Source organism: Klebsiella sp., from assembly GCF_027492335.1.
Classification (GTDB): Bacteria; Pseudomonadota; Gammaproteobacteria; order Enterobacterales; family Enterobacteriaceae; genus Klebsiella; species Klebsiella huaxiensis.
On the sequence record NZ_JAPUEW010000049.1, the window covers coordinates 166,108 to 188,247 of the forward strand.

A 22,140-nucleotide genomic window follows, 5' to 3' on the forward strand; every position below is an offset into this window, starting at 1 on the left:
AATCAGAGGCCAATAATTTTCCCGGAGGCGGTGCTTGGTGTATCTGTCCAGGCTACCGGTCCGCGGGCGGAGGTGGGCTCGTAGCCCGGGCAGGCGCTTTGCGCCGCCCCCGGGGAGGTAATCAGAGGTCAATAATTTTCCCGGAGGCGGTGCTTGGTGTATCTGTCCAGGCTACCGGCTTGCAGGCGTTGATGAACAAGCGCAGCGCGAGCCGGGAAAATTTCCGTGTTGCAGGTGTTGGTGAGGCTGAGGCTCCCTCAGCCTGCGGAGCAAACTACGCCAAATCTTCTCCGTTGCTGGCAATCACCTTTTTATACCACCAGAACGATTTTTTGCGCTTACGCGCCAGCGTGCCGTGGCCTGCGTCGTCGCGGTCAACGTAGACAAAGCCGTAGCGTTTGCTCATCTCACCGGTAGAAGCGGATACCAGGTCGATGCAGCCCCAACTGGTGTAACCCATCACCGGAATGCCGTCTTCGATGGCGTCGCCCATCGCTTTAATATGCTCGCGCAGATAGCTAATGCGATAGTCGTCGTTAATCTCGCCGTTGGCGTCAATCTCATCGCGCGCGCCGAGGCCGTTCTCCACCAGGAACAGCGGCTTCTGATAGCGGTCATACATCATATTCATGGTGATGCGCAGGCCGAGTGGGTCGATACCCCAGCCCCATTCGCTGGCCTGAATATGCGGGTTCTTCAGCGACTTAACGATATTGGCGGCATTGGTGTTGTTGGCGTTCATCTCCGCCGAGGCGCAACGCGAGGCGTAGTAGCTAAAAGAGACGAAATCAACGGTATTTTGTAGGATTTCATCATCACCCGCTTCTTTCACAACCGTCACGCCTTTTTCGCGGAATACCCGCGCAGCCCATACCGGGTATGCGCCGCGCGCCTGGACGTCGATAAAGAACAGATTTTCGCGATCTTTCTCCAGCGCCATCCACACGTCTTCTGGCTTACAGGAGTAAGGGTAGAAATTGCCGCCCGCCAGCATACAGCCGACCTGATTTTGCGGGTTTACCTCATGGGCGATTTTGGTGGCTAAGGCGCTGGCTATCAGTTCATGATGCGCGGCCTGGTATTTCACCTGATCCTGATTCTCGCCCTCTTCAAACACCAGTCCGGCTCCGGAGAACGGGCTATGCAGCATAATGTTGATTTCATTGAAGGTGAGCCAGTATTTCACTAAACCATCAAAAGCTTCAAAGCAGGTGCGGGCGTAGCGGGTGAAAAATTCCACCATTTTACGATTGCGCCAGGAGCCGTATTCCGTCACCAGATGCATCGGTACGTCGAAATGGCACAGCGTGACCAGCGGCTCGATATTGTGCTTTTTGCACTCCTCGAACAGCGAACGGTAGAAGGCGATCCCTTCCTGATTTGGTTCCAGTTCATCACCTTTCGGAAACAGGCGGCTCCAGGCGATAGAGGTGCGAAACACGCTAAAACCCATCTCCGCCATCAGGGCGATATCTTCTTTATAACGATGATAAAAATCGATGGCCTCGTGGCTCGGGTAAAATTCATCGTCGCGTAGCTCAAAACGCTTCTCCAGCCCCAGCTTGACCGGCAGGCGGTGAGCGCCGTGGGGAATAGTATCGACGGTAGTCAGCCCTTTACCACCCTCCAGATATGCCCCTTCGGACTGGTTGGCGGCCAGTGCGCCACCCCATAAAAATCCCTGTGGAAAAGTCGCCATGCGTTACCTCATTATCAAAATTGTGTTCAGGCGTGTGATGTTTGAGCCGTAGCCTGGCGCTGTCTGGCGTCAGCAGCAGCCTCTTCAACCGGAATATCTTCAAAGCCGAGCAGCAGCGTAAGGATAAACGACAGCACTACCGCCAGCGCCATGACGCCAAAGACCCAGACGATAGTCATCGGATTAGCCGGGTCGAAGAACTGGACGCTGGTAAACAGGCCCGGTGCTGCCATCGAGTGGCTGGCAAGTCCAGCAATCCCGGCCACCGCGCCGCAGATAAAGCCGCTGATCAGGCTGGCAATCAGCGGTCGCTTCAGGCGCACCGCCACGCCGTACAGCGCGGGTTCGGAAATCCCCGCCAGAATGGCGGAAGCGGCGGCCGCCAGCGCCGTCTGGCGCAGCTCCGGGTTTTTGGTTTTCCACGCCACCGCCAGCGATGATCCGCCCAGCGACAGGTTGGCGCCGATTTCAGACGGCATGACCATGCCCTCTTTACCGGTTTCGGCAATGGTCTGAATGATAGTCGGGGTAAAGACGCGGTGCATCCCAGTCATCACCAGCAGCGGCCACAGGGCGCCCATAATCGCCACCGACAGCCAGCCCAGATAGCTATGAATGGTATAAACCAGCGCGGAAATGGCGCTACCAATCCAGATGCCGAGCGGGCCAATCAGCAGAATCGACAGCGGGGCTGCAATCAGTACGATCAGCATGGGTTTAAGGAAGTTTTTCGTCACCGCCGGGGTGATTCGGTCGACCCAGCGTTCGATATACGATAGGCACCAGGTCATCACCAGCGCCGGGATCACGGTATAGGTGTATTTTACCGCCGTCACCGGAATCAAGGCGAACTCAACATGTTCGCCCTGGGCGGCTTTCGCCATCAGCTCGATAAAGCTCGGGTGCACCAGTACCCCGGCAATTGCAATCGCCAGCGACATATTGGTTTTGAATTTCACCGCCGCGGAAGCCGCCACCATCAGCGGCAGGAAGAAGAATGCGCCGTCGCCAATAACCGTCAGAATGGTTAGCGTTGGCGCCCCTTTGGGCAGCACGCCGGTCATCTCCAGGATCATCGCCAGCAGCTTAACCATCGATCCGCCGATAATCGCCGGGATCAGCGGTGACATGGTGCCGATCAGCGCGTCAAGGATCCCCGCTCCGATGCGTTTTAAGGTGATAGGCGGTTTCCCCTGTGGTTCGGCAGGGCGCAGATCCCCCGGCAGCAGGGCCACCACCTCGCGATACGCCTGGGAGACGGTATTACCGATGATCACCTGACACTGGTTGTCGCTACGCACCACGCCGAGTACGCCTTTTAACCCTTTCAAGGTGGCGCTATCGACCTGCTCGCTGTCTTTGACCACGAAACGCAGGCGCGTCATACAGTGAGTAACGGCGGCGACGTTATCTACGCCACCTATCGCCGTGATGATCTGCTGCGCCAGGGCTGCATAATTTTTAGACATCGGATTTTATCCTGTTTATCAATGGGGTACTGGCTTGTCATCGCGCCGTAAACGGAGCGGTATCATGCATACATAGGAAACCGGTTCCACACAATCATCAATAGTTTCATTTGTGGTTACAAGATATAAAAAAATAAGATCTTAATTTTGTGATTTTGATCGCTTTGTCAGCACGGGGAGAGATGTGTGCAAATGCTGAAAAACCGTCGCGCGTGCAGTACACTGCGGGCAACATTGGCAACAGGAATAACCACATGGCAACAATGCTGGAGGTCGCGAAGCGTGCAGGAGTGTCGAAGGCCACCGTTTCGCGGGTGCTGTCGGGGAACGGCTATGTCAGTCAGGAGACCAAAGACCGCGTGTTCCAGGCGGTGGCTGAAAGCGGCTATCGGCCGAATCTGCTGGCGCGCAACCTGGCGACCAAAAAGACGCAGACCCTCGGGCTGGTGGTGACCAACACCCTTTATCACGGCGTCTACTTCAGCGAGTTGCTCTATCACGTAGCGCGGATGACCGAAGACAAAGGGCGGCAGTTGATCCTCGCTGACGGTAAGCACAGCGCGGAGGAAGAGCGCGAGGCGATTCAGTATCTGCTCGACCTGCGCTGCGACGCGATTATCATCTACCCGCGTTTTCTCAGCGTTGATGAGATGGATGAGATTATTGAGAGCCATGAGCAGCCGATTATGGTGCTTAACCGTCGCCTGCGCCGTAACGCCAGCCACTGCGTCTGGTCCGATCAAAAGGCCTCGGCGATGATGGCTGTGGAAAAGCTCATCGCGCTGGGCCATCGTGATATCGCCTTTATTACCGGTTCGCTGGATTCGCCAACCGGCGTTGAGCGTCTTTCGGGCTATAAAGATGCATTGTCTCGCCACGGCATCGGCCTGAATAATGATTTGATTGTTGAAGGAAGGTGGACGCCGGAAACCGGGGCTGCCGGGGTGAAGACGCTGCGCCAGCGCAATGTCCGCTATAGCGCGCTGGTGGCGAGTAACGACGATATGGCGATCGGTGCGATGAAGCAGTTGCATCAGCTTGGCGTAAAAGTGCCAGAGCAGGTATCGGTGGTGGGTTTTGACGATATCGTGCTGGCGCCCTATATGGTTCCGGCGCTCTCCAGCGTCAAAGTGCCGGTCACGGAGATGATCAAAGAGAGTATCAACCGGCTGATTTTTATGCTCGACGGCGGTGATTTAAAATATCAGCAAACCTTCCCCGGTGAGCTGATTGAACGCGACTCAATGGTTCCCGGCCCGCATGCCTGACGTCGTCATCTGTCATCGTCAGTTGTGACGATGACAGTATTCCTGTTATTTATTCCCTTTATTATCAATGCAATAAAAATTGGAACGTATTATGCATACTCCGGCACATCACCTTCTTACAGCTGGAGAAATGGATGAACCGTTTCATTATCGCCGACGCGAGCAAATGCATCGGCTGCCGCACCTGTGAAGTAGCCTGCGTGGTCTCTCATCAGGAACATCAGGACTGCGCGGCGCTGACGCCAAAAAACTTTTTACCGCGTATTCACGTGATTAAAGGCGTCAATGTGTCGACGGCCACCGCCTGTCGTCAGTGCGAAGACGCGCCGTGCGCTAACGTCTGCCCGAACGGCGCAATCAGCCGCGAAAAGGGTTTTGTCCACGTGATGCAGGAGCGCTGCATTGGCTGCAAAACCTGCGTGGTGGCCTGCCCGTATGGCGCGATGGAAGTGGTCGTGCGTCCGGTTATCCGCCACAGCGGCGCGGGGCTGAACGTGATGGCGGAAAAAGCGGAAGCCAACAAGTGCGACCTCTGTCATCATCGCGAAGCGGGTCCGGCCTGTATGGAGGCCTGTCCGACCCACGCGCTGGTGTGCGTCGATCGCAACAAGCTCGAACAGATGAATATCGAAAAACGCCGCCGTACGGCGCTGGCCTGGTAATTTGACCGCGCGATGAACGGGGTGCAAATACGCATTCGCGGTAAAGTGCAGGGGGTGGGGTTCCGCCCCTTTGTCTGGCAGCTGGCGCAGGAGCTGGGGCTATGCGGCGACGTATGCAACGACGGCGACGGCGTACTGGTGCGGCTTGGTGGCGGTGATGCGGCGTTCCTCGCCGCTTTAACCCAGCGCTGCCCGCCGTTGGCGCGGATCGACAGCACGCAAGCTCAGCCGTTTGCCTGGGCCATCGCGCCGTCGGGTTTCACCATCCGTCAAAGCGGGACCGGGAGCATGCGTACGCAGATTGTACCCGATGCCGCGACCTGTCCGGCATGTCTTGCGGAGATGAATGACCCGCAGGAACGCCGCTACCGCTATCCGTTTATCAACTGCACCCACTGCGGGCCGCGTTTTACCATTATTCGCGCCATGCCTTATGACCGCCCGCTGACCTCCATGTCTCCGTTTCCTCTTTGTCCGTCCTGTGCGGCGGAGTACGGTAATCCTGCCGATCGCCGTTTTCACGCTCAGCCGGTTGCCTGCGCTGAATGTGGGCCACAGCTGGAATGGCGTGGAGATGCGGGTAATCTGTTTGGTGACGCGGCGTTAGAAACGGCAATTTCCCGTCTGATGGCGGGTGACATCGTGGCGGTAAAGGGGCTGGGCGGTTTTCATCTGGTGTGCGATGCCGGAAATCTTGATGCGGTGGCGACGTTGCGGTCACGCAAGCATCGCCCGGCAAAACCGCTGGCGGTAATGCTGCCGACGGCTACGGGACTGCCCGAACAGGCGCTTAAGCTGCTGACCTCTCCCGCCGCGCCGATCGTGCTGCTGGACAAAACGCAGGTTGCTGGCCTGTGCGACCAAATTGCGCCAGGGCTTGCGGAAGTAGGGGGGATGCTGCCGTCTAATCCATTGCAGCATTTACTTTCGCAGGCGCTGGCGCGCCCCTTAGTGATGACCTCTGGCAATCTTAGCGGCCGTCCGCCTGCGCTCACTAACGATCAGGCGCTGGCAGATCTCGCCGGGATTGCCGACGGTTTTCTGCTGCATAACCGCGAGATTGTGCAGCGGATGGACGATTCCGTGGTGCGGCAAAGCGGCGAGATGCTGCGCCGTGCTCGCGGCTATGTGCCGGACGCGCTGCAGCTGCCGCCGGGATTCCACGACGTACCGCCGCTGCTGGCCCTCGGCGCGGATATGAAAAATACCTTCTGCCTGCTGCGCGGCGATGAAGCGGTGCTCAGTCAGCATTTTGGCGACCTGAGTGAAGAAGGCGTAGAAGGGCAGTGGCGACAGGCGCTGCATTTGATGCAGGAAATCTACGTTTTTACGCCGCAGCGGGTGGTGGTTGATGCCCATCCCGGCTATCGCGCTTCGCAGTGGGCGGCGTCGCTGGCGCTGCCGGTGGAGCGCGTTTTACATCATCATGCCCACGCTGCCGCCTGCCTGGCTGAACATCGCTGGCCGCTGGACGGCGGCGACGTAATCGCCCTGACGCTCGACGGCATCGGAATGGGTGAAAACGACGAGCTATGGGGCGGCGAGTGCCTGCGGGTTAACTATCGCGAATGTGAACGGCTTGGCGGCTTGCCCGCGGTGGCGCTGCCCGGCGGTGACCTTGCTGCGCGTCAGCCGTGGCGCAATCTGCTCGCTCACTGCCTGGCGTTTGTGCCTGACTGGCAGAACTATGCCAAAACCGCCGCGCTGCGTCAGCAAAACTGGCCACTGCTGGCGCGGGCCATTGAGCGCGGTATTAATGCGCCTAAAGCGTCGTCGTGCGGACGTCTGTTTGACGCCGTCGCCTGCGCTTTAGGTTGTGCGCCGCTAACTCTGAGCTATGAGGGCGAAGCGGCCTGTCGGCTGGAGGCGCTGGCGGCAACCTGCGAAAGCGTTGATCACCCGGTGACGTTACCGTGGCGCGACGGCGAGCTGGACCTGGCGATGTTCTGGCGACTGTGGCTCGGCTGGCAGGCCAATCCGGCGCAAAAAGCCTGGGCTTTTCATGATGCGCTGGCCTGCGGCTTGGCGGCGATGGTGCGTGGTTGCGCGAGCGCGCGGGATATTCATGCCCTGGCCTTTGGCGGCGGGGTGCTGCATAACCGGCTGTTGGTGGCGCGATTGACCTTTTATCTGGCCGATTTTACTCTGCTCTTTCCGCAGCAACTGCCCGCTGGCGATGGCGCGATAGCCCTCGGCCAGGCGGTTATCGCTGCGGCCCGCCTGCAGGCTTAAAGGACTCCGACATGATAGTGACGATTTTACGCCAGCAGCCGCGTGCAGCGGCGCTGGTGATGGGGCTGGTTGTGGCCAATTTGCTGGCCTGGGGCTGGGCGTTTGCCGCGTTTGGCGGTAGCGGCGCGCTGATGGCCGCCAGCCTGCTGGCCTGGGGTTACGGCCTGCGCCATGCGGTGGATGCCGATCATATTGCGGCAATTGACAACGTGACCCGCAAAATGATGCAGCAGGGGCGACGGCCTTTCGGCGTTGGCGCATGGTTTTCGCTGGGCCACTCATCGATTGTGGTACTGGCTTCGGCGGCGATTGCCGCTACGGCTACCGCATTTGGTCAGCAGATGAGTTGGTTTCACGATACCGGCAGCGTTATTGGCACCGCCGTGTCGGCGCTATTTTTGCTGGCGATGGCGTTTATCAACCTGGTTATTCTGCGCAGCGTCTGGCGCAGCTTTCAGGCGTGGAAGCAGGGCGAAAAGGTGAGCGATGAGGTGGCGACCAGCGGCGGCATGATGAGCTGGCTGTTTGGTAAAACCTTCCGCCTGATAAGCCGCAGCTGGCAGATGTATCTGGTGGGCTTTCTGTTTGGCCTCGGCTTTGATACGGCGACGGAAATCGGCGTACTGGGCATTTCCGCCGCCAGCGCGTCGAGCGGGATGTCGATCTGGTCGATTATGGTTTTTCCGGCGCTGTTCGCCAGCGGCATGGCGCTGGTGGATACGCTTGATAATGTGCTGATGGTCGGCGCTTACGGCTGGGCATTCAGCAAGCCGCAGCGCAAGCTTTATTACAATATGACCATTACCGGTACCTCGGTGGTGGTGGCGCTGTTTATTGGTGGGCTGGAAGCGCTGGGGCTGTTGATGGATAAGTTTTCCCTGAGCGGCGGGGTCTGGCGATGGGTTGGGGCATTGAACGACAATCTTGGCAACGCCGGTTTTGTGGTGGTGGGGCTGTTTGTTGCCTGCTGGGTGCTGTCGGTGCTTAACTACCGCTGGCGCGGGTACGATAACCTGGCGCGGTAGGTTGGGGAGATCGTCCCGGAGGCGATGCTGCGCATCTGTCCGGGCTACCGATTATGTGGCTGTCTGGTAGCCCGGACAGGCGCAACGCACCGCCTCCGGGGATAACGTCAGTTCATACAGGCTAACTCACCAACTGCTTGAGCAGCGCAAAGGCGTCTTTCATTCGATCCTCGCTAACCACAAAGGCGCGCAGCTGGTTTTCGGCATCCACGCCTTTCGCCACCAGTCCGTCTTTGGCGGCAACGATATTCCACGTCAGATCCTCGCGTTGGGTATCGCCCGCCAGATGCAGCGGTAAATCCGGCGTTTTGACCTTCACCAGCATCGGCGGCAGCTTCAGCTCACCCTGCTGGGTCAGCAGATTTTTACCGAGGCACATAGCGCTCAGCAGAATCGGTTGCAGGAACGGCAACACCATGCCGTTGATTTCCGCGCAGTCGCCGAGAGCGTAAATTGCCGGATGGCTGGTTTGCAGCTGGCTGTTCACCACCACGCCGCGATTAATCTCCAGACCCGCATGCCGCGCCAGCGCCGTTTCCGGGCGCAGGCCGGCGGCAGCGACCACCGCATCAACGGTCACCGTGCGCTGACGGTCGAGGGTGACGCGAATGCCGTCGGCGTTTTGCTCCAGGCTTTCCAGTTGAGATTTCAGCATCAGGTGCACGCCCATATCGGTCAGACGATGCTGCAGGCGGCTGCTGGCCTCCGGCGGCATCAGCGCCGACAGCACGCTGGCGGAGTTATCCACCACCGTCACCGCTTTCCCGGCGCGGCAGAAATCCATCGCCAGCTCGCAGCCAATCAACCCGCCGCCAACGATCAGTACGCGTCTGGCGTCATGCAACTGGCTCTGCGCTGCGCCATACTCACGCTGGCTGTTGAGGGTCAGCATTAGCTCGCGTCCCGGTACCGACGGAATAAACGGCGTCGCGCCGGTAGCCAACACCAGTTTGTCATAGCGCCACTCACGGTCCTGGTTTTTCACTACCTGATTCTCGGCGTCGATATCGCTCACCCAGGTATGCGGGAACAGGCGCAAATTGTACTGCTCGGCAAACTCTCCCGCCGTTTGCAGGGTTAGATCGTCGGCCTTCTGACCACGTCTGACCACATGGCTGAGGTCCGGTTTGTTGTACTCATCCATACTGTCGGCGGCGATCAGGGTCAGCGGGATTTGCGGGTCCTGCTTACGGATATTTTTCACCAGCTGACGGGCCGCGAAGCCCGAGCCGATGATGACGATGCCATCACTCATTTTGCCTCCGATGCCAGAACATCAAACACGTCTTTACCCAGCGAGCATTCCGGGCAGAGGAAGTTATCCGGGACTTCGCTCCACGGCGTACCCGGCTGGACGTCCTGGTTCGGCTCGCCTGTTTCTGGATCGTAAATCCACTGACACACGCTGCACTGCATTTTAGGACCGAGATCGACGGTGGCCGCCGCTGCGCATGACGTTGCTTGCGGCGCGGCTTTTTTCTCCTGGCGAACCGGCAGCGGAACCCGCGCCCATTGACGAGCAATTTCGCGACCGTGCTGACGGCAAATTTCCAGCGCGTCGAGGTCCGGACGCCATTTGGCCTTCAGGCTCAGGGACATTTCAAAACCGGCATCCTGTAAACGGGTAGAGAGACGGTCAACCGCGCCGCCGCTCCAGCCGTGGGAGCCAAAGGCGCTGGCGTGTTTATTACGAAAACGCAGGCCGGTCATCTCTTCCACCAGCCCGGCGATTTTCGGCATCATCACGTTGTTCATGGTGGAGGTGCCGACCAGCACGCCTTTGGAGCGGAATACGTTGGTCAGGATTTCGTTTTTATCGCTACGGGCGACGTTAAAGATTTTCACCGCCACGTTCGGGTCAACTTCGTTGATGCCCTGGCCAATCGCATCCGCCATCATGCGGGTGTTATTGGACATGGTGTCGTAGAAAATGGTGATACGGTCTTCCTGATAGTCCGCCGCCCATTTCAGGTACAGCTCAACGATCTGGGTTGGATTTTCACGCCATACCACGCCGTGGGAGGTGGCAATCATGTCGACGGGCAGATTGAAGCCGAGAATTTCGGTGATTTTCGGCGTCACCAGGCGGCTGAACGGGGTCAGGATGTTGGCGTAGTAACGCTGGCATTGCTCGAACAGTTCGGTCTGGTCCACTTCGTCGTTGAACAGACGTTCATCGCAGTAGTGCTGGCCAAAGGCATCGTTACTGAACAGTACCGCATCGCCGGTCATGTAGGTCATCATGCTGTCCGGCCAGTGCAGCATCGGGGTTTCCACAAAAATCAGCTGTTTGCCGTTACCGATATCCAGGCTGTCGCCGGTTTTCACTACGTTAAAGTTCCACTCCGGGTGATGGTGGTGGCCGGTGATGGAGTCGATGGCGTTGGCGGTGCAGTAGATTGGGGTGTCCGGGATCTGCGCCATCAACTCGCTCAGCGCACCGGCATGATCTTCTTCAGCGTGGTTAATGATGATGTAGTCGATGTCAGCGAGGTCGATTTCACCGCGCAGGTTCTGTACGAACTCGCGGCTGAATTTATGATCGACGGTATCGATCAGCACATTTTTTTCTTCGCGGATGAGATAGCTGTTGTAGCTGCTGCCGCGCAGCGTTTTGTATTCGGTTCCGTGAAAATCACGTACTTCCCAGTCACGTTGGCCAACCCAATGAATGTTATTTTTAACCAGAATAGACATAGCAACCTCAATTAATTCAACGTTGTTTCAAATAAGATGTTTTGCTTATATCAAGTTACGTGCCAATTTTTTAATGTATTGAATTTTAAGGTTTTAATGTTTTTAGATAAATTTATTGATGTCAAAATGACAATGGTTAAAATAGTCGTTATGACTATCTTTATTGTCAAAATGACTATGAGGCGACAATGAGTTTCTCCGTCGAGGCCCTGGCGAAAATCGCCATTGATTTACAAAGCGATCTCGGTCATGCCGACCGTTTCTCGCGCCTGATTACCACCCTGCGGCAGATTCTCGGCTGCGATGCTTCGGCGCTGCTGCGCTACGAAGCGCATCAGTTTGTGCCGCTGGCGATTGATGGCCTGGCGCAGGATGTACTTGGGCGGCGCTTCGCCCTTGAAGGTCACCCACGGCTGGAGGCGATTGCTCGCGCCGGGGACGTGGTGCGGTTCCCGGCAGACAGCGACCTGCCGGACCCCTATGATGGACTGATCCCCGGTCAGGAGAGCCTGAAGGTGCATGCCTGCGTCGGACTGCCGCTATTTGCCGGGCAAACCCTGATTGGCGCGCTCACCCTCGACGGCATGGATGCGGACCGCTTTGACAGCTTTAGCGATGAGGAGCTGCGCCTGATTGCCGCTCTGGTGGCCGGGGCGTTGAATAACGCGCTGCTGATCGCCCGACTGGAGAATCAAAACGTGCTTCCGGAGCAGGCTATCGCTTACCCGGCGTCCGAGCGTCAGGAGATAATCGGCCTGTCGGCACCGATTTTACAGCTGAAAAAAGAGATCGATATCGTCGCGGCTTCCGACCTTAACGTCCTGATTAGTGGCGAAACCGGCACCGGCAAAGAGCTGGTGGCGAAGGCGGTGCATCAGGGGTCGCCGCGGGCGGCCAATCCGTTGATCTACCTTAACTGCGCGGCTTTGCCGGAGAGCGTGGCGGAGAGCGAGCTGTTTGGCCATGTTAAAGGGGCATTTACCGGAGCGATAAGCAACCGTAGCGGCAAGTTTGAAATGGCGGACAACGGGACGCTGTTCCTTGATGAAATTGGCGAGCTGTCGCTGGCGCTGCAGGCCAAGCTACTGCGGGTGCTGCAGTATGGCGATATTCAGCGCGTCGGCGATGACCGCAGCCTGCGGGTTGATGTACGGGTGCTGGCTGCGACCAACCGCGACCTGCGTCAGGAGGTGGTGGAAGGGCGTTTTCGTGCCGACCTTTACCATCGTCTGAGCGTGTTCCCGCTGTCGGTTCCGGCGCTGCGCGAGCGGGAAAATGACGTCGTGCTGCTGGCGGGCTATTTCTGTGAGCAGTGTCGTTTACGTATGGGGCTGTCGCAGGTGATTTTAAGCGACGCGACGCGCGCCAGACTGCTGGCGTGGTCATGGTCGGGTAACGTGCGCGAGCTGGAGCATGCCATTCATCGGGCGGTAGTTCTGGCGCGGGCAACTCAGGCGGGTAACGAAGTCGTACTGGAGCCACCGCATTTTCAGTTTGCCACGGAAGCGCCGGGTCTGCCTGACGTAAGCCCGCAGCCGGTGGTGGAAGTGGTGAATTTACGCGAGGCGACGGAAGCCTTCCAGCGCGAAGCGATTGCCAGAGCGCTGGCGGATAACAATCGCAACTGGGCCGCTGCCGCCCGCGCGCTGGATCTCGACGTCGCCAACCTGCATCGGCTGGCGAAGCGTCTCGGGCTTAAAGGATCCCGGCCTGATAAAAGTTCTGCAGGTTAATTGCGCCGACTAGTTGACCGTTGTCATCGACCACCGGCGCGGCGCTGATTTTGTGCTTCATCAGGCGCTCTTTGGCTTCTACCGCGCGGCTTTCTGCTTGCAAGGTTACGCCGTTGCGGGTCATTGCCTGGCTGACGACATCTTGCAAACTGCCGCCGCCTACCAGCCAGCGGCGCAGGTCGCCGTCGGTAAACACGCCCTGGACGTGATTGTGCTCATCGCAGACTGCCACCAGCCCCAGGCCGGTGCGGCTGAGTTCGAGCATCGCGTCCATCACGCTGGTATCAACATCCACGCGCGGCACGTCGCCATCGCGGCGCATGAGATGGTGAACTTTGTTCAGCAGTCGTGCGCCCAGCGCCCCAGCCGGATGCGAGCGGGCAAAATCTTCTTCATTAAAGCCGCGAGCCTGCATCACCGCCATCGCCAGCGCGTCGCCGAGCATCAGGGTGTTAACGGTGCTGGAGGTCGGCGCGAGGTGCATTGGGCAGGCTTCGCGTTCTACGGCGATATCAAGTACCGCTTTAGCCGCCAATGCCAACGGAGATTTGGATTTCCCGGTCATTGCCAACAGCGGAATGGATTTTTCTTCCAGGCGCGGGACAATGAGATCCAGCTCTTTAGCGCTGCCGGAGTAGGAGATAAACAGCATCACGTCGCGGCTATCGAGCATCCCAAGGTCGCCGTGCAGCGCCTCCGCCGGATGAACGAAAAATGCCGGAGTGCCGGTGCTGGCGAAGGTGGCGGCCAGTTTTTTGCCAATATGACCTGATTTACCGATCCCGGAGACCACCAGTTTTCCCTCGCAGTGAATGATGATTTCCGCCGCGCGGATGAAGTCGTCGCCCAGGCGTTCAGGCAGGCGGCTCGCCTCCTGAAGCTCCAGCATCAGGGTCTGGCGTCCGGCTTCTAACAGAAAGTTACTCATGATGTTCTCCAGTAATAATGACCTCGATGCCTTTTTCTTCCAGCGCTTGCTTGAATTCCTGGCTGATATCGGCATCGGTAATCAGTTTGTCCACGCTCTCCAGACCGCAGACGATATTGGGACTTTTGCGGCCAAACTTCGATGAGTCGGCCATCAGGATAACCTCGCGGGCGGCATTGCACATCGCTTTGCTGACCGTATAAACCTCATTAAAGGTGGTGACGCCAGCGATTAAATCAATCCCGTCGGTTCCCATAAACAGTTTATCGAAGCTGAAGTGCTCGAAGGCGTTTTCCGCCAGCTGGCCATGAAAGGAAGCCGATTTTTTACGGAAGGTACCACCAGGCATCAGGATAGTTTGTTCATTATCCAGCTCGGAGAGGGCGTTGACGATATGCAGGCTGTTGGTCATCACGGTGATGTTATTGAAGCGGCTGAGCATCGGCACCATTTGCAGCACCGTACTGCCGGCGTCAAGAATGATCGAGTCGCCATCGTGAATAAAGCCCACCGCAACTTCGGCAATTCGCTCTTTTTTATGGGTGTTGATCAGCGTCTTGTGGTCGATGGGCGGGTCGGCCTCGTCTTTATTTAACACCACGCCGCCGTAGGTGCGGATAACGGTACCGGCATTCTCAAGGATGACCAGATCCTTGCGGATGGTGGTACCGGTGGTGTCGAAGTGTTGCGCCAGCTCTTCGACCGAACATTTACCCTGCGATTGCAGGTGCTCGAGAATGGCTGCCTGGCGCTGACGTGGTTTCATAGGCGTTGTATCCTGCGTTTAAAGTTTCGAAGTGATAATTTCGCAAGATATTAACTTTCACAACGAAATTATCCATGTTTCGGATTAAGCGCTAATAATAGTGCATTCTGACAGAGCGGATCATTGGGAAAGATCACATCAGGTTGCAATTCCTCGAGATGTTTGCCGTTGAGAGCGGGAATTTTTTGTGGTCTGGCGAAGACGGTGAGACCTTTCATTAACAGCGTATCGCGAATGCGATCATGCTCGTCGACGGCGATGGCGACGACGGCGCGCGGTTTAAAACGGCCCGAGGAGCGACCTACGCCAACCCGGCCCTGCTGGCATAGCTGGTCGAAGGCGCGGTTGAACTGGCGGATTTGCCAGCCGCCAAAGGCGAGCTGGGTTATCCAGGCGATGGCGGCGACGGTGATGAGTGCGGTAACCATAAAATCTCCTTAAGGTGCGTGCGATATTCCCCCGGAGGCGGCGCGTTGCGCCTGTCCGGGCTACCAGACAGCTGCATAATCGGTAGCCCGGACAGATGCGCAGCATCGCCTCCGGGAAAACAGCGCGCAACGTTTTAAAACATCACCTGCCCGCCGGTGACGTTGATGGACTGCCCGGTGCAGTACGAAGCCTGCGGGCTGGCGTAAAACATCAGCACGTTGAGCACATCCTGATAATCGCAACCGCGCTTGAGCGGAACTTTATCGACGTAATACTGTTCAACTTCGTTCTCGGCAATCCCCAGCTTGGTGGCGTACTGCGGCAGCAGCGACTGGAACATCGGCGACTTCAGCAGGTTGCCCAGCATCAGCGAATGGACGGTGATACCGTACTCCGCGAGATCTAATGCCAGAGACTGCGTCAGCCCCACTCCGCCAAATTTCGCCGCGCTATAGCCGGAGTTGTGCTTGCTCCCCACTTTGCCGGATTTCGAGTTGATCTGGATGATGCGTCCTTTAATACCGTCGCGGATCATCAAGCGGGAAAACTCGCGGGCGCAGAGGAAGTAGCCCACCAGATTAACCTGCAGCGAGCGGTCGAAATCGCCCAAGGCAAAATCGCTGATAAAGGCCGCTTTGGCGATCCCGGCGCTGTAGACCAACAGGTCTGCGCGAGAAAATATTTCGTCAACGCCGCGGGCGAGGGCGACGACGCTGGCTTCGCTGGTGGCGTCTGCGCCAAAGCCGTAGGCCGTTCCTTCGCCGTATTCAGCATTAATGGCCTGCGCGACGCGAGTCGCTTTATCGCTCTGGATGTCGACAACCGCCACGCGATAGCCCTCTGCAGCAAGGCCGCGACATAGAAACTCCCCTAAGGTTTGTCCCCCACCGATGACAACAGCAACCTGATTCATAATTTTCTCCTTACAACTTAAGCAACAAATTTCAGTACGCAGCCGGTGGTGATGGCTTCCGGCACCGGGCCCGCCACGTGGACGGTTCCGGGGAATTCCGCTTCGCTGTGACCATCAAAACGCAGCGTGATATGGCCGAGCTCGCGCAGGTTCTGCTCGGCAACGTCGCCGACGGCGGTCACTGGATAGCGCTGTTCGCCAAGCTGAAGCTCTGCGCCCGGGACCAGCGGGCCGGATAGCTCGCCGTGGTTGTGAATAAAGCAATACTCTTCGATGTCGGCCGGGGCCCCTTCGCGGAAGGTGATCAGCATCTGGTCTTCCAGCGCCATCGTCGCACTGGCACCGATACGCGTAATGGTGGTCTGGTAAATCACGGTCATCTTCAGGAACCTCTTATTGGTAAATAAATCCGGAAACAAACCAGGCGATCAGCACCGTTGGCGCGCCGGTCAGGAAGCGGCTCACCAGCACCGACGGGACGCCGACGCGCACGGTGTCCTGTCGCGCTTCGGCCAAAGACAGACCAACCGGGATAAAGTCGCAGGCGGCCTGGGCGTTAATGGCAAACAGTGCGGGCAGGGCGAGATGTGGTGGAATATTGCCAAGACCAATCTGCACGCCAATCAGTACGCCGATAACCTGGGCGATAACCGCGCCAGGGCCGAGGAACGGTGACAGCAACGGAAAGGAGCAGATAAGCGCCAGCGTAACGAGGCCCAGCGGATGGCTGGCAAGCGGCGCCAGACCGTGGGCAATCCAGTCGCCGACGCCGGAGGCCATGATGATGCCGATCAGCGCTGAAACGAAGGCCATAAACGGCAGGATGGTTTTCAGCACCGTATCGATGGTGTCGCGACCTGCCTGGAACAGCACCGCGACTACGGAACCCATGCCCATGCCGACCTTCGCCAGCAGGCCGTCGCTCTGCTCGGTTATCTTCTTGCTGGTGTCATAGTCGCGGACCGCCGGTTGAGCTGGCGTGTCCTGTGGAGCAGGGGAGTCGTTATCTGTTAAGACGTGAATGTTCTCGCTTTTAACTCCGGAAACGTAAATATCCTCGACGATGTACTGCGCCAGCGGCCCGGATTTGCCGGTAGCGTGGATATTAATGGTCGGGATACGACGCTTTGGGTAGATGCCGCAGCGCAGGGTGCCGCCGCAGTCGATAATCGCCACGCCGATTTCCGCTTCCGGCGGTTCGCCCTCTTTGAAGCCATCGACCGCCTGCCAGCCGGTGAGGCTCGCGATTTTATCGACGATCGCCGGACGGGTGCCTGCGGTGATATAGACAATTTTTTTACCGGCAACTACGTCCAGTTCGAGCGGGCCGCCCCAGCCACCGGTGCCTTTTTCAATACGAATACGTGTCATGATGTTGCTCCTGACAGATGGACTTTCTGCTCAAGTTGGATGGCCATTTTCTTCTCAAAAATCGACGTGGTCAGGTCGGTCACCCAGCCGCGGAAGAAGTTAGTTACCAGGCCCACCAGCAGATAGCTCACCGCCAGCGGCCCTAACGGCAGGCCGAGAGTGGTCAGCCCGTTGGCGATCCCGAGATAGACAAAGAGCTCGCCGGGGTTGATGTGCGGAAACAGACCGTTCATTGAGTGGCAGCTGTAGGAGGCCGCCGCGTAATAGCTTGGTTTGTATTTCTCGGGCATAAAGCGCCCAAGGCTCAGGGTCATCGGGTTACAAAAAACGAAGGTGCCGATGCAGGGCAGCAGCAGGTAGCGGGAGATCGGATTACCGGCGCAGCGTTGCGCCAGCTTTTCGATCCGCTGCTGACCAATAAAGTTGATCAGCGCGTTCATGATCACCAGCAGACTGATCAGCAAAGGCAGGATCCCGGTGACCATACCGGTAAACACCTCGCCTCCCTTCTGGAACAGGCCGATAAACCATTCGGCACCGTGGGTCACGACTTCAATCATTGTTCTCTCCTTCAGCGTGTTATTTTTCTTGCTAACTGGCGGCTAATTTTAATCATTTTGAAAGATTTAAAAGTGTTAATTTGATCGCAAAATGAAAGATAAATATTTTATTTTGAAAGATTGTGGCTGAGGAAGAGAAAAGAATGTGACGAGCGATGAGGTAAAAATGGCAATAAAAAAGAATTTCAGTCGCTGCCGCTTCCTTGTGAGCGGGCGCATGCTTTACCATAATTACCTCTTGCCGATTTGTTAAATGGATGTCCCATGTTGAAGCGTCGTTATCTGGCTTTACTCCCCCTGTGTGTCCTTCTCGCTGCCTGCAGCAGCAAACCTCAAACCCCCGCAGAAACGGAAATGGCGGGCGGCACGGGCGGTTTTTTGCTGGAGCCGCAGCATAACGTGATGCAGATGGGCGGTGATTTCGCCAATAACCCGGCGGCGGAGCAGTTCATCGATAAAATGGTGAGCAAGCATGGCTTCGACCGCCAGCAGCTGCATGAAATCCTCTCGCAGGCCAAACGTCTGGACTATGTTTTGCGTCTGATGGACCGTCAGGCGCCGACCGGGCTGCCGCCGTCAGGGCCAAACGGCGCCTGGCTGCGCTACAAAAAACAGTTTATTACCCCGGATAACGTGCAGAACGGCGTGGTGTTCTGGAACCAGTATCAGGACGCGCTCAACCGTGCGTATCAGGTTTACGGCGTGCCGCCGGAAATTATCGTCGGGATTATTGGCGTGGAAACTCGCTGGGGCCGGGTGATGGGCAAAACCCGCATCCTTGATGCGCTGGCGACGCTGTCGTTCAACTACCCGCGCCGCGCTGAGTACTTCTCCGGCGAGCTGGAAACCTTCCTGCTGATGGCACGCAGTGAAAAAGATGATCCGCTGGACCTGAAAGGGTCGTTTGCCGGAGCGATGGGCTACGGCCAATTTATGCCATCCTCCTATCGCCAGTACGCTGTGGATTTCAACGGCGACGGGCATATCAACCTGTGGGATCCAGTTGATGCTATCGGCAGCGTGGCTAACTACTTTAAGCAGCACGGCTGGGTGAGCGGCGATGTGGTTGCGGTGCAGGCGATGGGCCAGGCGCCTGGTCTGGATAACGGTTTCAAAACCAAATACAGCGTCTCGCAGCTGGCTGCGGCGGGATTAACCCCGACTCAGTCGCTGGGTAACCATCAGCAGGCGAGCCTGCTGCGGCTGGATATAGGCACCGGATACCAGTACTGGTACGGCCTGCCGAACTTCTACACCATCACCCGCTATAACCACAGCACCCATTATGCGATGGCCGTCTGGCAGCTGGGGCTGGCGGTTTCTCAGGCCCGTATGCAGTAATCTTGCCCTTTATGCACCTCTCCGTTCGGAGAGGTGTTTGTAACATTTTGCAGCATTTCCTTTCGTTGACACCAATTTACATTCTACGCATTTTTCAATATTGTTATGTTATAACGTTTTATTGAGGTGTGAGAATTGACTTCCATATTGATGGCTTCCGGCGTTACGCGGCTGATTATCGCCTGTTTTCTGCTGGTCGTGCTGTGGCTGGCAACCTGGTGGGCAGTGTCGTTGCCATGATAGAGCTCAATCATCTGGTGGCTGGCTATGAAGGCCTTGCCATTACGCCATCGCTTAGCGGCACGATCGAAACGGGCAGCATGACGGCTATCGTCGGCCTGAACGGCTGCGGTAAATCGACGCTGCTAAAGACGCTGGCCGGGTTTATTCCACCGGTGAGTGGCCGTCTGAACTGGCGTGACGGACGGCCGATTATCGGTTGGCTGGCTCAGCACCACTCTCTGGAGTCGCAGTTTCCACTCACCGTGCAGGACGTCGTCAGCCAGGGCGCCTGGCCGCGCGTGTCGTTGCTGCGCGGGGTACGGGGAGAAATTCGTCAGCGTATTAGCACGGCGCTGGAGCGGGTGGGGCTATTAGCGATGGCGAAAATGCCGATTGAGGAGCTCTCTGGCGGCCAGTTTCAGCGGATGTTGTTCGCCAGGGTGATGATACAGCGCGCGCCGCTGGTGATGCTCGATGAGCCGTTTACCGGCATTGATGAAGCCACAAGTCGCGATCTGATGACGCTGATCCTCGAAATGCATCAACAGGGGCAGACGATTCTGGCGGTACTGCACGATAACCAGCGGGTCGCCGAGCATTTCCCGGAAACGCTGTTGCTGACGTCGCAGCATGCCCGCTGGGGCGAAACTCCCGGTGTGCTGTCCGCATTTAACTCCGCGAGGCTGGCATGATCTGGCACACCTTCTTTCAACCCTTTATTGAATTTGGCTTTATGCGTCGCGCGCTGGTGGTATGCCTGGCGCTCTCCCTCAGCACCACCATACTCGGCGTTTTCTTGCTCCTGCGGCGTATGAGCCTGATGGGCGATGCGCTGTCACACGCTATTTTACCCGGCGTGGCGGCGGGTTACTTGCTTAACGGTATGTCGCTGTTGGCGATGACTGTTGGTGGATTTATTGCCGGGATTACGGTCGCGCTGGTGGCGGGGTGGGTCAGCCGCCGTACGCCCTTAAAAGAGGACGCCAGTTTCGCCGGATTCTATCTCGGTTCCCTGGCGCTGGGCGTCACGCTGGTATCGCTGCGCGGTTCTAACGTCGACCTGCTGCATCTGCTGTTTGGTTCGATTCTGGCGGTAGACAGCGATTCGGCGTTGTTCGTTTCGGGTGTCGCCAGCCTGACGCTGATCTGTATTGCTCTTTTTTATCGCGGCCTGGTCAGCGAAGCCTTCGACAGCGTCTGGCTACAAGTGAACTCGCGAAGATTGCCTGCTCTGCTGCACGGTCTGTTTCTCGCGCTGCTGGTGCTTAATCTGGTCGCTGGATTTCAGGTACTTGGCACGCTGATGGCGGTGGGCGTCATGATGCTGCCTGCGGTAGCAGCTCGCTGCTGGGCGCGGACGTTGCCGGGTATTTTGCTGTTGGCTGCGCTTATTGGTGGCGTCTGCGCGTGGATGGGGCTGAGCCTCTCCTGGGCGGCGAATCTACCAGCCGGTCCGGCTATCGTCTTGACCGCCAGCGGCATCTTTTTTGTTTCGGTGTTTTTTGGCACGCGCAGTCGGTTGGTTGTCGGCTGGCGTAAATTAATGGGGTGAGGAAAATGATGAAACGTACCGGGATCTTGCTCATGCTGGCGTTGGGTCTGGCGTCGCAAGGGGTGATGGCAAAAACGCTGAACGTGGTGAGTAGTTTTTCTGTTTTAGGCGACATGGTGCAACAGGTTGGCGGTGAACATGTGCATGTGGATACGCTGGTGGGGTCTGACGGCGACCCGCATACCTTTGAACCGTCACCGAAAGACAGCGCGCTGCTTAGCAAAGCTGATGTCGTGGTGGTGAACGGCCTGGGGCTGGAGGGTTGGCTGGACAGGCTGATTAAAGCGTCCGGGTTTAAAGGTGAACTGGTTGTTGCTTCCACTGGAGTGAAAACACATACGCTTGAAGAAGATGGTGAAACGGTCACCGATCCGCACGCCTGGAACAGCGCCGCTAACGGTGCGCTGTATGCGCAAAATATCCTTAACGGTCTGGTAAAAGCAGACCCGGAAGATAAATTGGCGCTGGAGGCCTCGGGTAAGAGCTATATCAGCCAGCTCAACGAGATGGATAGCTGGGCGAAAGATCAGTTCAGCACTATCCCACAAGCCAGGCGCAAGGTGTTAACCAGCCACGATGCATTCGGCTACTTTGGCCGCGCCTATGGCGTGACGTTCCTTGCGCCGCAAGGATTGTCTTCGGAAAGTGAAGCCAGCGCGGCGCAGGTGGCGGCATTAATTAAACAAATTAAAGCTGACGATGTGCATACCTGGTTTATGGAAAACCAGCTTGACCCCAGATTGGTCAAACAGATTGCCAGCGCAACGGGTGCGCAGCCGGGCGGTGAACTCTATCCTGAGGCGCTTTCCGCTCCGGGTGGCGTAGCGGACAGCTACGTGAAAATGCTGCGTCACAACGTAGAGCTGATTGCTGCCAGTATGAAATAAATGAATCCGGCCCGCGATAGGCCGGTTATTTAACTTTATTGTTCTGCTTGCATCTGCTTGATTTTTTTGGTCAACGTGACCCCGTAGATAACGCAGCCCACGCCCAGTAATATCTGTACGCCTTCGGACAGCGGGTTGAATGGACGGGTGAAAATGTGTAGTAGCGCGGTGAGCAGCGAAAATACGCCGCATAAAAATAGACAAAGGCGAACGTGTCTAATTTTTTTCAAATTCTGTTCTGGGGTAAGCGGTGCTTTAGCCATTCCTGGTAACCTCTAATTTAACTCTTCCTTATGTACGGTGAATTGTGGCACCGGTGACATCCGGCTGCTATCCGAAAATGCTCCGCCAGTGCGGGCAATGTTTTTCGGAAGCCTCCTCGTAAA

21 protein-coding genes are annotated in these 22,140 nt (G+C 57.3%); 9 read left to right on the plus strand and 12 right to left on the minus strand.

Annotation, left to right across the window (positions count from 1 at the left end; translation table 11 throughout):
- Positions 1–274: 274 nt before the first annotated feature.
- Positions 275–1,699, minus strand: coding sequence for a 6-phospho-beta-glucosidase (locus tag QVF11_RS15725; protein WP_287858140.1), 1,425 nt, complete (start codon positions 1,697–1,699; stop codon positions 275–277).
- A 26-nt stretch (positions 1,700–1,725) separates the two neighbouring features.
- The gene (ascF, locus tag QVF11_RS15730; protein WP_287858141.1) at positions 1,726–3,168 is read right to left on the minus strand and encodes a PTS cellobiose/arbutin/salicin transporter subunit IIBC; all 1,443 of its coding nucleotides are present in this window, start codon (positions 3,166–3,168) and stop codon (positions 1,726–1,728) included.
- Between the two features lie 254 nt (positions 3,169–3,422).
- On the opposite strand from ascF, the gene QVF11_RS15735 reads away from it, so the two are divergent.
- From QVF11_RS15735 to QVF11_RS15750, 4 genes are all read left to right on the plus strand, one after another.
- Positions 3,423–4,436, plus strand: coding sequence for a LacI family DNA-binding transcriptional regulator (locus tag QVF11_RS15735; protein WP_287858142.1), 1,014 nt, complete (start codon positions 3,423–3,425; stop codon positions 4,434–4,436).
- Positions 4,437–4,570: 134 nt separating this feature from the next.
- The gene (gene hydN / locus QVF11_RS15740; protein WP_112213775.1) at positions 4,571–5,098 is read left to right on the plus strand and encodes an electron transport protein HydN; all 528 of its coding nucleotides are present in this window, start codon (positions 4,571–4,573) and stop codon (positions 5,096–5,098) included.
- Positions 5,099–5,110: 12 nt separating this feature from the next.
- Positions 5,111–7,330, plus strand: coding sequence for a carbamoyltransferase HypF (gene hypF / locus QVF11_RS15745; protein ID WP_287858144.1), 2,220 nt, complete (start codon positions 5,111–5,113; stop codon positions 7,328–7,330).
- A gap of 11 nt (positions 7,331–7,341) precedes the next feature.
- On the plus strand, positions 7,342–8,355 hold the full coding sequence (locus QVF11_RS15750; RefSeq protein ID WP_287858145.1) for a HoxN/HupN/NixA family nickel/cobalt transporter: 1,014 nt from the start codon (positions 7,342–7,344) through the stop codon (positions 8,353–8,355).
- Between the two features lie 121 nt (positions 8,356–8,476).
- Here QVF11_RS15750 and norW read toward each other — a convergent pair whose 3' ends face one another.
- Together norW and norV are read right to left on the minus strand one after the other, a co-directional pair.
- Complete coding sequence (gene norW / locus QVF11_RS15755) at positions 8,477–9,610, minus strand: NADH:flavorubredoxin reductase NorW (RefSeq protein WP_287858146.1); 1,134 nt, start codon at positions 9,608–9,610, stop codon at positions 8,477–8,479.
- Positions 9,607–11,052, minus strand: a complete 1,446-nt coding sequence (gene norV / locus QVF11_RS15760) for an anaerobic nitric oxide reductase flavorubredoxin (RefSeq protein WP_287858147.1) — start codon at positions 11,050–11,052, stop codon at positions 9,607–9,609. Before norV ends, norW begins: the two co-directional genes overlap by 4 nt.
- A gap of 188 nt (positions 11,053–11,240) precedes the next feature.
- On the opposite strand from norV, the gene norR reads away from it, so the two are divergent.
- Positions 11,241–12,785, plus strand: a complete 1,545-nt coding sequence (gene norR / locus QVF11_RS15765) for a nitric oxide reductase transcriptional regulator NorR (RefSeq protein ID WP_287858149.1) — start codon at positions 11,241–11,243, stop codon at positions 12,783–12,785.
- Here the strand turns inward: norR and gutQ are convergent.
- The 7 genes from gutQ to srlA all read right to left on the minus strand — a co-directional run bounded on the left by gutQ (position 12,748) and on the right by srlA (position 17,752).
- Positions 12,748–13,713 carry an arabinose-5-phosphate isomerase GutQ gene (gene gutQ / locus QVF11_RS15770; protein ID WP_139539486.1) on the minus strand — a complete coding sequence of 322 codons (966 nt, stop codon included), beginning with the start codon at positions 13,711–13,713 and terminating at the stop codon, positions 12,748–12,750. The genes norR and gutQ overlap by 38 nt on opposite strands.
- Positions 13,706–14,479: a glucitol operon DNA-binding transcriptional repressor SrlR gene (gene srlR, locus QVF11_RS15775; protein ID WP_112213768.1), complete on the minus strand. Its 774-nt coding sequence runs from the start codon at positions 14,477–14,479 to the stop codon at positions 13,706–13,708. The genes gutQ and srlR overlap by 8 nt, the downstream gene beginning before the upstream one ends.
- Positions 14,480–14,547: 68 nt before the next feature.
- Entirely contained in the window at positions 14,548–14,907 is a 360-nt protein-coding gene (gutM, locus tag QVF11_RS15780) for a transcriptional regulator GutM (RefSeq protein ID WP_112213767.1), read from the minus strand.
- A gap of 134 nt (positions 14,908–15,041) precedes the next feature.
- Entirely contained in the window at positions 15,042–15,821 is a 780-nt protein-coding gene (gene srlD / locus QVF11_RS15785; protein ID WP_139539484.1) for a sorbitol-6-phosphate dehydrogenase, read from the minus strand.
- Between the two features lie 17 nt (positions 15,822–15,838).
- Positions 15,839–16,201, minus strand: coding sequence for a PTS glucitol/sorbitol transporter subunit IIA (gene srlB / locus QVF11_RS15790; RefSeq protein WP_287858153.1), 363 nt, complete (start codon positions 16,199–16,201; stop codon positions 15,839–15,841).
- 13 nt (positions 16,202–16,214) lie between these two features.
- The gene (gene srlE, locus QVF11_RS15795; protein ID WP_112213764.1) at positions 16,215–17,192 is read right to left on the minus strand and encodes a PTS glucitol/sorbitol transporter subunit IIB; all 978 of its coding nucleotides are present in this window, start codon (positions 17,190–17,192) and stop codon (positions 16,215–16,217) included.
- On the minus strand, positions 17,189–17,752 hold the full coding sequence (gene srlA / locus QVF11_RS15800) for a PTS glucitol/sorbitol transporter subunit IIC (RefSeq protein WP_004104818.1): 564 nt from the start codon (positions 17,750–17,752) through the stop codon (positions 17,189–17,191). The genes srlE and srlA overlap by 4 nt, the downstream gene beginning before the upstream one ends.
- 264 nt (positions 17,753–18,016) lie before the next feature.
- On the opposite strand from srlA, the gene mltB reads away from it, so the two are divergent.
- The 4 genes from mltB (at position 18,017) to QVF11_RS15820 (ending at position 21,754) form a co-directional block, all read left to right on the plus strand.
- Positions 18,017–19,093 carry a lytic murein transglycosylase B gene (gene mltB, locus QVF11_RS15805; protein ID WP_142514934.1) on the plus strand — a complete coding sequence of 359 codons (1,077 nt, stop codon included), beginning with the start codon at positions 18,017–18,019 and terminating at the stop codon, positions 19,091–19,093.
- Positions 19,094–19,296: 203 nt separating this feature from the next.
- Positions 19,297–20,007, plus strand: a complete 711-nt coding sequence (locus QVF11_RS15810; RefSeq protein WP_287858177.1) for a metal ABC transporter ATP-binding protein — start codon at positions 19,297–19,299, stop codon at positions 20,005–20,007.
- The gene (locus tag QVF11_RS15815; protein WP_287858156.1) at positions 20,004–20,867 is read left to right on the plus strand and encodes a metal ABC transporter permease; all 864 of its coding nucleotides are present in this window, start codon (positions 20,004–20,006) and stop codon (positions 20,865–20,867) included. The genes QVF11_RS15810 and QVF11_RS15815 overlap by 4 nt, the downstream gene beginning before the upstream one ends.
- A gap of 8 nt (positions 20,868–20,875) precedes the next feature.
- Positions 20,876–21,754 carry a metal ABC transporter substrate-binding protein gene (locus tag QVF11_RS15820; protein ID WP_287858179.1) on the plus strand — a complete coding sequence of 293 codons (879 nt, stop codon included), beginning with the start codon at positions 20,876–20,878 and terminating at the stop codon, positions 21,752–21,754.
- A 35-nt stretch (positions 21,755–21,789) separates the two neighbouring features.
- Here QVF11_RS15820 and QVF11_RS15825 read toward each other — a convergent pair whose 3' ends face one another.
- Positions 21,790–22,017 (minus strand): hypothetical protein, encoded by a 228-nt coding sequence (locus QVF11_RS15825; RefSeq protein ID WP_112213758.1) that lies wholly within the window; start codon positions 22,015–22,017, stop codon positions 21,790–21,792.
- Positions 22,018–22,140: the final 123 nt, after the last annotated feature.

Coding starts and splice junctions, on each gene's coding strand:
- QVF11_RS15725 (WP_287858140.1), bottom strand. CDS start 1,699: ATGGCGACTTTTCCACAGGGATTTTTATGGGGTGGCGCACTGGCCGCC.
- ascF (WP_287858141.1), bottom strand. CDS start 3,168: ATGTCTAAAAATTATGCAGCCCTGGCGCAGCAGATCATCACGGCGATA.
- QVF11_RS15735 (WP_287858142.1), top strand. CDS start 3,423: ATGGCAACAATGCTGGAGGTCGCGAAGCGTGCAGGAGTGTCGAAGGCC.
- hydN (WP_112213775.1), top strand. CDS start 4,571: ATGAACCGTTTCATTATCGCCGACGCGAGCAAATGCATCGGCTGCCGC.
- hypF (WP_287858144.1), top strand. CDS start 5,111: ATGAACGGGGTGCAAATACGCATTCGCGGTAAAGTGCAGGGGGTGGGG.
- QVF11_RS15750 (WP_287858145.1), top strand. CDS start 7,342: ATGATAGTGACGATTTTACGCCAGCAGCCGCGTGCAGCGGCGCTGGTG.
- norW (WP_287858146.1), bottom strand. CDS start 9,610: ATGAGTGATGGCATCGTCATCATCGGCTCGGGCTTCGCGGCCCGTCAG.
- norV (WP_287858147.1), bottom strand. CDS start 11,052: ATGTCTATTCTGGTTAAAAATAACATTCATTGGGTTGGCCAACGTGAC.
- norR (WP_287858149.1), top strand. CDS start 11,241: ATGAGTTTCTCCGTCGAGGCCCTGGCGAAAATCGCCATTGATTTACAA.
- gutQ (WP_139539486.1), bottom strand. CDS start 13,713: ATGAGTAACTTTCTGTTAGAAGCCGGACGCCAGACCCTGATGCTGGAG.
- srlR (WP_112213768.1), bottom strand. CDS start 14,479: ATGAAACCACGTCAGCGCCAGGCAGCCATTCTCGAGCACCTGCAATCG.
- gutM (WP_112213767.1), bottom strand. CDS start 14,907: ATGGTTACCGCACTCATCACCGTCGCCGCCATCGCCTGGATAACCCAG.
- srlD (WP_139539484.1), bottom strand. CDS start 15,821: ATGAATCAGGTTGCTGTTGTCATCGGTGGGGGACAAACCTTAGGGGAG.
- srlB (WP_287858153.1), bottom strand. CDS start 16,201: ATGACCGTGATTTACCAGACCACCATTACGCGTATCGGTGCCAGTGCG.
- srlE (WP_112213764.1), bottom strand. CDS start 17,192: ATGACACGTATTCGTATTGAAAAAGGCACCGGTGGCTGGGGCGGCCCG.
- srlA (WP_004104818.1), bottom strand. CDS start 17,752: ATGATTGAAGTCGTGACCCACGGTGCCGAATGGTTTATCGGCCTGTTC.
- mltB (WP_142514934.1), top strand. CDS start 18,017: ATGTTGAAGCGTCGTTATCTGGCTTTACTCCCCCTGTGTGTCCTTCTC.
- QVF11_RS15815 (WP_287858156.1), top strand. CDS start 20,004: ATGATCTGGCACACCTTCTTTCAACCCTTTATTGAATTTGGCTTTATG.
- QVF11_RS15820 (WP_287858179.1), top strand. CDS start 20,876: ATGAAACGTACCGGGATCTTGCTCATGCTGGCGTTGGGTCTGGCGTCG.
- QVF11_RS15825 (WP_112213758.1), bottom strand. CDS start 22,017: ATGGCTAAAGCACCGCTTACCCCAGAACAGAATTTGAAAAAAATTAGA.